A 12,099-nucleotide genomic window follows, 5' to 3' on the forward strand; every position below is an offset into this window, starting at 1 on the left:
CGGGCGCGGGCCCGGCCGTCGGGGTCAAGCCGCGCCGGAGGGGGTCTTCCGCCCCGACGGGGAGAGCCGGTCCCCCTGTTCCTGCGCATGGGTGACCAGGTTCGTCCGCAGATACCGTTCGGCGGCATCCGCGGCCTCGCGTGCGCACCGCTTTCCCATCAGGACGCACAGGGTGTAGCCGGAGTCCTCGAAGGTGGACCGGACGCCCCCGTCCGCGGGGGACGCGAGCATCGAGCGTTCCCAGGCGCGGTAACGCCGCAGCTGCCGGGCGACTTCGCTCTTCGCGGGAAGCAGCATGGCCGGTCACCTTCCGGACGGTCCGGGGGTACGGACGATCGACTTCTTCACACATGGTGCACGGACGGTGACGCGCCGTCTTGTTGGAAGTTCAACCACTTTCTCGTGTTGCACGAATGGACTACCGCTCCCACTCTGGAGTGACTCAGAAGCGATCAGTGCTCACGCTTCGTGTCGGGGAGCTCGTCCCCCAAGGGGCGAGGAGGAGCGAGAGCTCTCGCGGTGAGGAGCCACGACGATGAAGACCGCAGTGCCCTGCTACTACCACCTCGACGTGGAAGTGAGCCCGGAACGGGTCGTACAGGTCAGGCGCATCCTGGCCGCTCACCTCCGGTTCTGGAACCTGGAGAACCTCGTCGAACCCGTCTGCTCGGGCGCCGAGATGCTGCTCCGGGCGATCGACGAGCACGCGAGCGACAAGAACACGTCGATCGAGATGTGGTGGAACCACCAGCACCTCATCACGGCCGTAGGGGGCAACGACCACGCGCTCCGTCCCGACCAGGACCTGCGCACCTGCCTGCAGCACCTCGCCGCCACCAGCGACGGCTGGGGCTGCTGCGCCATCGACACCGGGGCCAAGGTCATCTGGTTCTCGCAGCGCGCCCGGGCCGGCGAACGCGTCCCGCTGGTGGCGACGGCGCCGGAACCGATCACCCAGGAGGGGTTGGAAGTGCCGCGAGAGATCATGCCGGTGGCCCGGCTGGCCGGCCCGGCGAGTACGGACCACGGCATTCTGGAGGAGGCCCGGTGACCCGCGCCAGGCCGAACTGGAAGGGGTCGCCCGTGTGGAGCGGGCACCCCTACCCCCTGGGAGCCGCGTACGACGGACAGGGCACCAACTTCGCGCTGTTCAGCGAGGTCGCCGAACGGGTGGACCTCGTCCTCGTCGACGACGACGGCACCCACAGCACCGTCCCGCTGCCCGAGGTCGACGGCTTCGTCTGGCACTGCTACCTGCCCGGCGTCGGCCCGGGCCAGCGCTACGGCTACCGGGTCCACGGTCCGTGGGCCCCCGCCGTGGGCCACCGTTGCAACCCGGCGAAGCTGCTCCTCGACCCGTACACCAGGGCCGTGGACGGCATGGTGGACAACCACGCCTCCCTCTTCGAACGGGCCAGGGGCAGGGCCGACCCGGGCGACAGCGCCGGACACACCATGCTCGGCGTGGTCACCGACCCGTCCTTCGACTGGGGCGACGACCGCCCGCCCGGACGCCCGTACTCGGAGAGCGTCATCTACGAGGCCCACGTCCGCGGACTCAGCCGCACCCACCCCGACGTGCCCGAGGAACTGCGCGGCACCTACGCGGGACTGGCGCACCCGGCGGTCGTCGACCACCTGACGTCCCTCGGCGTGACGGCCGTGGAGCTGATGCCGGTGCACCAGTTCGTGCACGACGGGGTGCTCCAGGACCGGGGTCTGTCCAACTACTGGGGCTACAACACCATCGGCTTCTTCGCGCCCCACAACGGCTACGCCGCCCTCGGCACCCGCGGGCAGCAGGTCACCGAGTTCAAGTCGATGGTCAAGACCCTGCACGAGGCCGGCCTCGAAGTGATCCTCGACGTGGTCTACAACCACACCGCCGAGGGCAACGAGAAGGGCCCCACCCTCTCCTTCCGCGGTATCGACAACGCCTCGTACTACCGCCTGGTGGACGGCGACTGGCAGCACTACTACGACACCACCGGCACCGGCAACAGCCTGCTGATGCGGCACCCCTACGTACTCCAGCTGATCATGGACTCACTGCGGTACTGGGTCACCGAGATGCACGTCGACGGCTTCCGCTTCGATCTCGCGGCCACCCTGGCCCGGCAGTTCCACGAGGTGGACCGGCTGTCGGCGTTCTTCGACCTCATCCAGCAGGACCCGGTGATCAGCCGCGTCAAGCTGATCGCCGAGCCCTGGGACGTCGGCGAGGGCGGCTACCAGGTGGGCAACTTCCCGCAACTGTGGTCGGAGTGGAACGGCATGTACCGGGACGCGGTACGGGACTTCTGGCGCGGCGAGGAGCACACGCTCGGCGAGTTCGCGTCCCGGCTCACCGGCTCCTCCGACCTGTACCAGCACAGCCGGCGCCGCCCCCGCGCCAGCGTCAACTTCGTGACCGCGCACGACGGTTTCACCCTGCGCGACCTCGTCTCGTACAACGACAAGCACAACGAGGCCAACGGCGAGGACAACCAGGACGGCGAGAGCCACAACCGCTCCTGGAACTGCGGGGCCGAGGGCGCGACGAAGGACCCGGCCGTCCGGGAACTGCGCGGCCGCCAGCAGCGCAACTTCCTCGCCACGCTGCTGCTCTCGCAGGGCATCCCGATGCTCTGCCACGGCGACGAACTGGGCCGCACCCAGCGCGGCAACAACAACGCCTACTGCCAGGACAACGAGGTCTCCTGGGTCGACTGGCGGCTGAACGCGGAGCAGCGCGCGCTGCTGGACTTCGCCCGCCGCGTCATCGCGCTGCGGGCCGGCCACCCCGTCCTGCGCCGGCGCCGCTACTTCCGCGGCGAGACCCTCACCCACGCGGACCAGCCGCTGCCCGACCTGGTGTGGCTGCTGCCCGACGCGCGGGAGATGACCGACGACGACTGGCAGCGCTCCGACGCGCACGCCGTCGGTGTCTTCCTCAACGGCGACGCCATCGCCGAGCCGGACCCGTGCGGCCGGCCGGTCGTGGACGACTCCTTCCTGCTGCTGCTCAACAGCCACTGGGAGCCGGCGGACTTCCGGCTGCCCGGCGCCACCTACGGCGAGCGCTGGGCGGCCCTGATCGACACCGCCGACCCGGAGGGCGTCCCCGACGAGGCGGAGCACAAGGCGGGCACCGTGGTGACCGTCGAGCAGCGCAGTCTGGTGCTGCTCTCCCGGCCGTCCCGCACCGGCCGGTGAGCGGCCCGTGAGGTCAGCCGCCGAGGCGGCGCGCGGTCACCGTGAACCGCGCGCCGTCGGCGTCCCGGAGCACGGCCTCGTCACTGCTCACGGTCAGCACGCTGCCGCCGTGCCGCTCCGCGGCGCGGGCGCAGGCCGCGACATTGCGGACCGCGAAGTGGACCTGCCAGTGCGGCCGGATGGCCGGATCGGGCGCCGATCCCAGGGCGCCCGACTCGATGCGTGCCACCACGTCGCCCTGGCTGCGCAGGACCACCTCGTCGCCCTCGTACTCGACCTCGCAGCAGCCGCTGGGACCCGACGCCCAGTCGAAGATCTCGCCGTAGAAGATGGCCGCGTCGAAGGCGTCACGCGTGTGCAGCCGGATGAAGGCGGGGCGCGAGGTGCGCCAGGTCTCCCAGTCCGTGAACAGCGCGCCCTCCCAGATCCCGAAGGTCGCGCCGTCCCGGTCGGCCAGGAGGGCCGCCCGTCCGGGGGGCAGGGAGATGGGCCCGACCGCGGCCGTGCCGCCGCGCTCCTGCACCCGCGACGCCGCCTCGTCCGCACTGCGTACGGCGAAGTACGGCGTCCACGCCACCGCCATCTGCCACATCGTGGCGACCTCGCCGATCCCGGCGACCGGCGCCCCGTCGGCCAGGGCGATCCGGAAGGCGTCGCCCAGCTTGCCGGGCCGCCACCGCCAGCCCAGCACGGCGGAGTAGAACTCCTCGGTGGCCTTCAGGTCACGGCTGGTCAGGCTCACCCAGCAGGGGGCGCCGTACACGGATTGCGTGGACAGCAGGCTCTCCCCGCCGGCGGAAAGGGACATGTCGTGGTTCATGGCAGTCGCGTCCTGGTCTCGTCCACCGGCAGCCACCGGCTCCACGCCAGTGTCCGGCCGGGAGTGCGGCGGGCGCCTGCCGAGTACCCCGGCCGCGCCGCCGAAACGGGGGCCCGCGCGCCCCGGACGGCCCAGTGGCGCGAGGAGGCGCAGGTGGCGACGATGGAGGCGTCGGAGCGGTACCGCGCGGCACAGGCGGCGGTGACCCGCCGGATCCGGAGGTGACCATGCCCACCGACGACCGGGGCCCGGACCAGACCGGCCCGCACGAGACCGGCCCGGACCCGACCGGTTCGGACCAGATCTTCCGGTTGCAGGAGCAGGTCCGGCAGCTGAAGGAGGCGGTCGTCTCGCACGCCGTCGTCGACCAGGCGATCGGGATGATCGTCGCCCTCGGCAGGGTGACACCGGACCAGGGGTGGATCGTACTGAAGGAGGTTTCCCAGCATACGAACATCAAACTGCGCAACGTGGCAGAAATGATACTCATCTGGGGGCGCGCCGGAGTGATGCCGCCGGAGATCCGGTCCGCCCTCGACGACTGCCTGGACCGTCACGGTCCCGCGCAGATCCCCGGCGCCCCGCCTCAGGCCCGCTGAGAGTCGACGGACCTTGGCGAGGAGTCAACGCACCTCCGCGAGGATCTCCTCGCGGATCCGGTCGAAGCAGCCGCTGAGCAGCCGGGAGACGTGCATCTGGGAGATGCCGAGCTGCTGCGCGATGCGGCTCTGCGTCATCCCGCCGAAGAAGCGCAGGTAGAGGATGGTGCGCTCGCGCTCGGGCAGCGCCTCCAGACAGGGCCGGACGGCCACCCGGTCCACGACCGCGTCGAAGGCCGGGTCCGGGCCGCCGAGCGCGTCCCCGAGGGCGTACCCGTCGGTGCCGGGCATCTCCGCCTCCAGCGAGAGCGCGGAGAAGCACTCCAGCGCCTCCATGCCGGCACGGACCTCGACCGTGGTCAGCTGCGCGTGCTCGGCGATCTCCTCGATGGTGGGGGCGCGTCCCGGTGTCGTCTGCGCCAGCTCCTTCGCGGACCTGCGCACCCGGTTGCGCAGATCCTGGATCCGGCGCGGCACGTGCAGGGTCCACATGTGGTCCCGAAAGTGCCGTTTGATCTCGCCGGTCACGGTCGGCACGGCGTATGCCTCGAAGGCGTGGCCGCGCTCGGGGTCGTAGTGGTCGACGGCCTTGACCAGTCCGAGGGCGGCCACCTGGTAGAGGTCCTCCAGGTTCTCGCCGCGGCCCCGGAAGCGGACCGCGATCCGCTCCGCCATGGGCAGCCAGACCTTGATCAGATCGTCCCGCAGCGCCTTGCGCTCGGGCCCGTCCGGCAGTGCGACGAGCCGGTCGAACGCCGCGGCCGTGTCGGGGGCGTCGTCGTGGGGATGGGGCTTGGTTCTGCCGGCGATACGCGTCATGCGCACCTCCCTCAGCAGGGGGGCTGGCAAATCCTCATATATATGGATACTGAGCGCCGGTGCCCCGAATGGCCACCCGAACGGCCACCCGAACGGTCGCGGACCGGTGAGTGAGACGGAGACGCTGCTGAACGTGATGTGCGGCACGCTCTGGGTGATCGTCCGGCGGGGGTGGCGGCGGATCGTCCCTGCGCAACGCTTGATCACTGATCAAAAGGTGCGAAATCCCAGGCCACAGCGCATTCCGCTCATTTGACAGTGCGCTGAGCGCACAGATAGGAAGCAGCGTCGAGAGGTCGAGAGGGGCACCGTGTACGAGCCGAACGTGGTCGGGGACTGGCAGGAGTACGACGAGCACGCCGGCCTGCGGGTCCGCGTCCACCGTCTTGAGCAGGCCGAGCCGCCCCGTGGACGGGACGACGCCGCCGAGGGGCTGACGTACTTCTGTGTCCGGGTGACCGTCGAGAACCGGGGCGGCCGGCAGCTCGGCATCCACCTGGAGGACGGCCAGATCGACGTGCGGATCGGCCCCGACGGGGAGAGCGCCTTCCTCGACTGGCGCAACTCCCAGTTCGTCGAGGGCTTCGACGTCTACCCGCTGCGCCGGGCCACCGCCGTGCTCTACGCGGCGGGCCCGGAGGCGAGCCTCGGCCAGGTGGACGTCCAGGTTCAGTTGCGGGTGGACGAGGAATGGGCCGACCGCCGGCTGTGGACCGGCGGCCTCGGGCTGCCCGACGGGGCCACCGGGCCCCTCTCCGCCACGGCGCGGGAGGACGGCCTGGCGCACCAGGTGAGCGCCTTCCTGCGAGGCCAGGCGGACGAGGGCTCCGGCTGATCTCCCTCCGGCCGCGCCCCGTCCGGTGGCGCCTCAGTGCGCGATGCCGTCGATGATCTCGCGGGCGCCCTGACGCAGCAGTGCCACGGCGACCGACGTGCCGAGGGTCGCCGGGTCGAGCCGGCCGGCCCACTCGTGGGCGTTCAGCCGCGTCTTGCCGTCCGGTGTGAAGACACAGGCCCGCAGGGAGAGTTCCCCGCCCCGGTCCACGCGGGCGTACCCGGCGATCGGGCTGTTGCAGTGCCCCTGCAGCACGTGCAGGAACATCCGCTCGGCCGTCGCCTCCTGGTGCGTTCGGGGATGACCGAGGCCGGACACCGCGTCGATGAGCGCGGTGTCGCCCTCCCGGCACTGCAGGGCGAGGATGCCCGCGCCGATCGGCGGCATTATCGTCTCCGGGGAGAGGACCTCGCTGATCACGTCGGGGCGGCCGATGCGCTCCAGGCCGGAGACGGCGAGGAGCAGGGCGTCCGCCTCGCCGGCGGCGAGCTTCGCCAGCCGCCGGTTGGCGTTGCCGCGGAACGGCACACACCTCAGGTGCGGGTGGGTGGCGGCGAGCTGGGCGACGCGGCGCACCGAGGAGGTGCCGACGCGGGCCCCGGCCGGCAGCCCGTCCAGGGTGAGCCCGTCCGGGTGGACGAGGGCGTCGCGGATGTCGTCCCGTTCCAGGAACGCGGCGAACACCGTGCCCGCCGGCAGCGGCCGGTCGGCGGGCACGTCCTTGACGCAGTGCACCGCGAGATCGGCCTCGCCCGACAGCAGCGCGGCGTCGACCTCCTTGGTGAACGCGCCCTTGCCCTCCACCTGGGACAGGTCGCCGAGCCACTTGTCGCCGGTGGTCCTCACCGGCACGACCTCGGTGCGCGTGCCGGGGTGGAGGGCGGCCAACTCGGCCCGGACGCGCTCGACCTGCGCGAGGGCCATGGGGGAGTCGCGGGAGACGACGCGGATCAGTTCGGGGGCGGACATGCGGACACGATAGTGCTCCCGGGGGCGCCCGGGTCTCGCGCTTCGCTCGACCGGCCCTGCCGGTTCCTGACGGCCGCCGGCGCCTCGGGTGTTCGGGTGTTCGGTCATTCGGGCGTTCGGGCCGGTGGAGACGCCGGGGGGCTTCGCGGCCGCCAGGGGCGGGGTGCCCGGTAGTGAAGGGCGGCCTCTTACGTGACACCCCGACACTTCGTCACACCGTGTCGTCCGGGATGTCGGCGGCCGACTCCTCGGGCGCGAGGTCCGGGCGCAGCCTGAGCCAGGACGGCTGGCGCAGCATGCCCTCCCGGGTGCGGGTGCTGTAGCGGACCTCGCCGACCAGCCGGGGGACGACCCAGCGTGCCCCCGGCACCGGCGGTACCGGGTCGAAGGGGCACACGTCGCTCGCGGCGGCCCCCAGCAGCGCCGCCAGTTCGGTGCGCTCGGCCGCGCTCCAGCCGGTGCCGACCCCGCCGACGTAGCGCAGCCGGCCCGCGGCGCGCTGACCGACCAGGAGGGCGCCGGGGAGACCCGTGAGCCGCCCCTTGCCGGGCAGCCAGCCACCGACCACGACATCCTCGCTGCGCATGTTCCGGATCTTGATCCAGGCCCGGGAGCGGACCCCCGGTTCGTACGGCGAGTCCAGCCGCTTGCACACCAGGCCCTCCAGGCCGTGCTCGCGGGTGGCCCGCAGGGCCTGCTCACCGTGGCCGACCAGCGAGGCGGGGGTCGACCAGGACGGTCCGGCGAGGCCCAGGTCAGTCAGCTGTTCGCGGCGGCGGGTGTAGGGGAGGCGGAGGAGGGACTCGCCCGCCAGGTGCAGGGCGTCGAAGAGCACCAGGTGGACGGGGGCCCGCACCGCCCGGCGCGCCGCCCGGCCGGGGGCGTGCGCCAGCCCCATCCGGGACTGCAGCGACTGGAAGTCGGGACGGCCCTGTTCGTCCAGGACCAGCACCTCCCCGTCCAGCACGGCGGGGGTGGAGCCGAGCGCGGTGCCGAGCGGTGCCAGTTCGGGGTAGGCGGCCGTGATGTCCTGGCCGGAGCGGGCGCGCAGCAGCGCGCTGCCGTCGCCGGGCAGGTAGACCACCACGCGCTGGCCGTCCTGCTTGGTCTCGTAGGCCCAGCGTGTGTCCTGGGCGGCGGACGGCAGGGTGCCGGGGGTGGCGAGCATGGGCGGGATGAGCGGCAGCTCCACGGGTCAGTTCTCGACGTGCCCGTGCGCCGTCACGCGCGTTGTCCGCCAGGTTCGCCTGAACGGCGCCGGTCCCGGGGCAGGACCGGCGCCGTCGTCGTCAGCGCACGGAGGCGGTCCTCGCCCCGGCTCCGGCGTCCGGCGCGGGGTGCGCCGGCCCGGCCGCGGGACGGTGCCGCGGGATGAAGGAAGCGATCAGGCAGGCGAGCAGGGCCGCACCGGCGCCGATGGCCATGACCACCTTGAACGCGTTCTCGGACGGCAGGGCGAAGCCGCCGAAGTCGATGGTCATCTGCGCCAGGACCACTCCGGCGATGGCACTGGCGACCGACGTGCCGATGGACCGCATGAGGGTGTTCAGGCTGTTCGCGGCGGCCGTCTCGCTCGCCGGCACCGCGCTCATGATCAGGGCGGGCATGGCGCCGTAGGCGAAGCCGATGCCGCCGCTGATGACGCAGGAGACCAGTACCAGGTGCCAGACCTCGGACATCAGCACGATGTTCAGCCCGTAGCCGGCCGCGACGATGAGGGCGCCGATCATGAGCGTCACCTTCGGTCCCCTGGACTTGGAGATCTTCGCGGAGACCGGGGCGAACGCCATCATCACCAGACCGGCCGGCGCCATCACGAGGCCCGTGGTCAGCAGGGAGCGGCCGAGACCGTAACCGGTGGCCTCGGGCAACTGGAGGAGCTGCGGAAGCACCAGGGACATCGCGAACATCGAGAAACCGATGGCCACGGACGCCAGGTTGGTGAACAGCACCTGACGGCGGGCGGTGGTGCGCAGGTCCACCAGCGGCTGCGGGGTACGCAGCTCCCACCAGCCCCACACCAGGAGGATCAACACGCCGGCCGCGAACAGGCCGAGGGTGGTGCCGCTGGTCCAGCCCCAGTCGCCGCCCTTGGAGACCGCGAGCAGCAGGGACACCAGGCCGGCCGCGATACCGAGGCCGCCGAGCAGGTCGAAGCGGCCGCCGGTGCGCACCGAGGACTCGGGCACGAGCGCCAGTATCAGCACCAGGGCGACGGCGCCGAGCGCGCCGGAGAGCCAGAACAGCATGTGCCAGTCGAGGTTGTCCGCGATCAGCGCGGCGGCGGGCAGGCCGAGCGCGCCGCCGACCCCGAGCGAGGCGCTCATCATGGCGGTGGCGCCGGCCAGCCGCTCCGCGGGCAGCTCGTCGCGCATGATGCTGATGCCGAGCGGGATCACGGCGGCGGACAGGCCCTGCATGGCGCGGCCGACGACCATCGGAACGAGGGTGTCGCTGAGCGCACAGACCACCGAGCCGGCGACCAGCAGCACCAGGCTGAGCAGCAGCATCCGCCGCTTGCCGAGCATGTCGCCGAGCCGGCCGACGACCGGAGTGGCCACCGCGGCGGCGAGCAGCGTGGCGGTCACGGCCCAGGCGGCGTCCGAGGCCGACGCGTCCAGGAGCTTGGGCAGCTCCGGAACGATCGGGATGACCAGGGTCTGCATCAGCGAGACGACGATCCCGGCCAGGGCCAGTACCGCCACCACGGCGTTCGGCCGCGGAGCGGCGGCCGTCCCGGCGCCGGAGGATCTGGCGGGAGAAACGGACATGAAGGTGCCTTTCGAGTCACGAGTGTGGAGCCGATGTACGCGAGCTTATTTAAATCAGTCGCTTGACGTACTCTAAGGGACGGAAGGCGATGCCCGCGCATCCCGGCCGCACACGGCCCCGGACGCGACGTTGCGTAGGCTTCCGTGGAACGCGCCGCCCGGCGGCGGACCTGCGGCGACTCGAGGGACTGGCCGACGCGGGAGGGAAGGAAAGTCCCGGTACGGCGGTGGTCATGGCGGGCAGGGCGGTACGGGCGGAACAGGTCAGCACGACCCGGCAGCTGATCCTGACCACCGCCGAGCGGCTGTTCGCCGAGCACGGGGTGTACGCGGTCTCCAACCGGCAGGTCAGCGAGGCCGCCGGGCAGGGCAACAACGCCGCGGTCGGCTACCACTTCGGAACCAAGGTCGACCTGGTCCGCGCCATCGCCCAGCGGCACTACGAGCGAGTCGAGGAACTGCGTGCCCGGCAGCTGGCCGCCGTGGGCGGCTCGGCGGACCTGCGTGACTGGGTGCACTGCCTGGTGCGGCCGCAGTTCGACCATCTGGCGGCGCTGGGCAGCCCCACCTGGTACGCGCGGTTCTGCGCCCAGGTCATGACCGACCCGGCGCTGCGGCAGATCATGACCGAGGAGTCCCGCGCCTCCGCCTCGCTGCGCGAGATCATCGTGGGGCGGAACCGGTGCATGCCCGCGCTGCCGGACGAGGTCCGGGCCGAGCGGGGCGACATGGCGCGTCATCTCATCGTGCACGTGGCGGCCGAGCGGGAACGCGCTCTCGCCGAGGGGCGTCCCACCCCTCGCGTCACTTGGCGGGAGGCCGCCGACGGCCTCGTCGACGCGATCGTGGGCATGTGGCTGGCGCCCGTCACGCCCCGGGACGGGGGGACGGGCGCGGGGTGAGGGCGGATCAGCGGGCCAGGCGGATCCGAGGGCGAGCCGTCCGTCGAGCCCGGCGGCGGTGTGCGGCGCCGCGGTGCCGCGGTAGGGCTTTCCGGCTGTACGCGCGCCGAGCGGGCAGTGGGCCGCGCGAGCCGGCCGTCGGGTGCCTGCCACTGCCGGCCGGCGGAGGGCCGCTGTCCCCCCGGCCGCGCACCCGGCGCCCGCGGCCGCCGTCCCCGACCCGGTCGCCCCCGGCCCTTACCGTCGAGTAATATCGCGCGGCAGGCCCCCGGAGGAGGAACCGTGTCCCGGTCCGAACGCTCACCCCTGCTGCTCGCCGGCCTGCTGGCCACCGCGGGCGTCGCCCACTTCGCCCGCCCCCGTACGTTCGACGCGATCGTGCCGCGCGGCCTGCCGGGCACGCCCCGGGCCTGGACGTACGCCAGCGGTGTCGCCGAACTGGCGCTCGCCGCGGGCATCGCGCTGCCGCGCACCCGCAAGGCCGCCGCGCTCACCACGGCCGCCTTCTTCGTCGGGGTGTTCCCCGCCAACGTCAAGATGGCCGTGGACCGGCGCCACCACCCCGCGCCGCGGAAGGCCGCCGCCTACGCCAGGCTCCCCGCGCAGCTGCCGCTCGTGCTGTGGGCCCGAGGCGTCGCCAAGGGCAGCGAGGGCCGGTCGTGAGCCGCACCCCGGCCGTGGGGGACACGGTCGAGGACTTCGCGCTGCCGGACGAGACCGGCACCCCGCGCCGCCTGTCCGAGCTGCTCGCCGACGGCCCGGTCGTGCTGTTCTTCTACCCGGCCGCCCTGACCCCCGGCTGCACCGCGCAGGCCTGCCACTTCCGCGACCTCGCCGCCGAGTTCGCCGCGGTCGGCGCCCACCCCGTCGGCGTCAGCGGCGACCCCGTCGAACGGCAGCGGGAGTTCTCCGGGCGCCACACCCTCGGCATGCCGCTGCTCTCCGACACCGACGGCGCGGTCCGCGAGCTGTTCGGAGTGAAGCGGGGGTTCAGCCTGGCTCCCACCAAGCGGGTCACGTTCGTCATCGGGCAGGACCGCACCCTGATCGAGGCCGTCCGCAGCGAGCTCAGAATGAACACGCACGCCGACCGCGCCCTCGCCGCGCTGCGCGCTCACCGAGGGTAGGGAAGCACCCACCCGGCCCGCCCCGGTTGAAAGCGGGCCGTACAGGGTCAATCCTGGACGCT

General features: G+C 72.5%; 14 protein-coding genes. 8 read left to right on the top strand and 6 right to left on the bottom strand.

Annotated elements, in window-relative coordinates; all coding sequences use genetic code 11:
- Positions 1-24: 24 nt before the first annotated feature.
- On the bottom strand, positions 25-297 hold the full coding sequence (locus tag QC283_RS17640; RefSeq protein ID WP_279562493.1) for a DUF5133 domain-containing protein: 273 nt from the start codon (positions 295-297) through the stop codon (positions 25-27).
- Positions 298-535: 238 nt separating this feature from the next.
- On the opposite strand from QC283_RS17640, the gene QC283_RS17645 reads away from it, so the two are divergent.
- Both QC283_RS17645 and glgX read left to right on the top strand, forming a co-directional pair.
- A complete protein-coding gene (locus tag QC283_RS17645) occupies positions 536-1,051 on the top strand; it encodes a pep a2 (RefSeq protein ID WP_279562494.1) in 516 nt (171 codons plus the stop codon).
- On the top strand, positions 1,048-3,195 hold the full coding sequence (gene glgX / locus QC283_RS17650; RefSeq protein ID WP_279562495.1) for a glycogen debranching protein GlgX: 2,148 nt from the start codon (positions 1,048-1,050) through the stop codon (positions 3,193-3,195). The genes QC283_RS17645 and glgX overlap by 4 nt, the downstream gene beginning before the upstream one ends.
- Before the next feature lie 13 nt (positions 3,196-3,208).
- On the opposite strand, the gene QC283_RS17655 is transcribed toward glgX, so the two are convergent.
- Positions 3,209-4,015 carry a VOC family protein gene (locus tag QC283_RS17655; RefSeq protein WP_279562496.1) on the bottom strand — a complete coding sequence of 269 codons (807 nt, stop codon included), beginning with the start codon at positions 4,013-4,015 and terminating at the stop codon, positions 3,209-3,211.
- Between QC283_RS17655 and QC283_RS17660 the strand changes: the two genes are divergently transcribed.
- Together QC283_RS17660 and QC283_RS17665 are read left to right on the top strand one after the other, a co-directional pair.
- Positions 4,007-4,240, top strand: a complete 234-nt coding sequence (locus tag QC283_RS17660) for a hypothetical protein (protein WP_279562497.1) — start codon at positions 4,007-4,009, stop codon at positions 4,238-4,240. The two genes, QC283_RS17655 and QC283_RS17660, sit on opposite strands and share 9 nt — an antisense overlap.
- Before the next feature lie 2 nt (positions 4,241-4,242).
- Entirely contained in the window at positions 4,243-4,614 is a 372-nt protein-coding gene (locus QC283_RS17665) for an ANTAR domain-containing protein (RefSeq protein ID WP_279562498.1), read from the top strand.
- Between the two features lie 24 nt (positions 4,615-4,638).
- On the opposite strand, the gene QC283_RS17670 is transcribed toward QC283_RS17665, so the two are convergent.
- The gene (locus tag QC283_RS17670; protein WP_279562499.1) at positions 4,639-5,433 is read right to left on the bottom strand and encodes a SigB/SigF/SigG family RNA polymerase sigma factor; all 795 of its coding nucleotides are present in this window, start codon (positions 5,431-5,433) and stop codon (positions 4,639-4,641) included.
- Between the two features lie 310 nt (positions 5,434-5,743).
- Between QC283_RS17670 and QC283_RS17675 the strand changes: the two genes are divergently transcribed.
- The gene (locus QC283_RS17675) at positions 5,744-6,268 is read left to right on the top strand and encodes a hypothetical protein (RefSeq protein ID WP_279562500.1); all 525 of its coding nucleotides are present in this window, start codon (positions 5,744-5,746) and stop codon (positions 6,266-6,268) included.
- A gap of 33 nt (positions 6,269-6,301) precedes the next feature.
- Here QC283_RS17675 and hemC read toward each other — a convergent pair whose 3' ends face one another.
- The 3 genes from hemC to QC283_RS17690 all read right to left on the bottom strand — a co-directional run bounded on the left by hemC (position 6,302) and on the right by QC283_RS17690 (position 10,008).
- Entirely contained in the window at positions 6,302-7,237 is a 936-nt protein-coding gene (hemC, locus tag QC283_RS17680) for a hydroxymethylbilane synthase (protein WP_279562501.1), read from the bottom strand.
- Positions 7,238-7,448: 211 nt separating this feature from the next.
- Positions 7,449-8,429 carry a non-homologous end-joining DNA ligase gene (ligD, locus tag QC283_RS17685; protein ID WP_279562502.1) on the bottom strand — a complete coding sequence of 327 codons (981 nt, stop codon included), beginning with the start codon at positions 8,427-8,429 and terminating at the stop codon, positions 7,449-7,451.
- A 97-nt stretch (positions 8,430-8,526) separates the two neighbouring features.
- Positions 8,527-10,008, bottom strand: coding sequence for an MFS transporter (locus tag QC283_RS17690; protein WP_279562503.1), 1,482 nt, complete (start codon positions 10,006-10,008; stop codon positions 8,527-8,529).
- 233 nt (positions 10,009-10,241) lie between these two features.
- On the opposite strand from QC283_RS17690, the gene QC283_RS17695 reads away from it, so the two are divergent.
- From QC283_RS17695 to QC283_RS17705, 3 genes are all read left to right on the top strand, one after another.
- Positions 10,242-10,910: a TetR/AcrR family transcriptional regulator gene (locus tag QC283_RS17695; RefSeq protein ID WP_279562504.1), complete on the top strand. Its 669-nt coding sequence runs from the start codon at positions 10,242-10,244 to the stop codon at positions 10,908-10,910.
- Between the two features lie 282 nt (positions 10,911-11,192).
- Entirely contained in the window at positions 11,193-11,573 is a 381-nt protein-coding gene (locus QC283_RS17700) for a DoxX family protein (protein WP_279562505.1), read from the top strand.
- Positions 11,570-12,037, top strand: a complete 468-nt coding sequence (locus QC283_RS17705; RefSeq protein ID WP_279562506.1) for a peroxiredoxin — start codon at positions 11,570-11,572, stop codon at positions 12,035-12,037. The genes QC283_RS17700 and QC283_RS17705 overlap by 4 nt, the downstream gene beginning before the upstream one ends.
- The last annotated feature ends 62 nt before the right edge of the window (positions 12,038-12,099 follow it).

It is taken from the genome of Streptomyces sp. DH41, from assembly GCF_029813785.1.
Classification (GTDB): domain Bacteria; phylum Actinomycetota; class Actinomycetes; order Streptomycetales; family Streptomycetaceae; genus Streptomyces.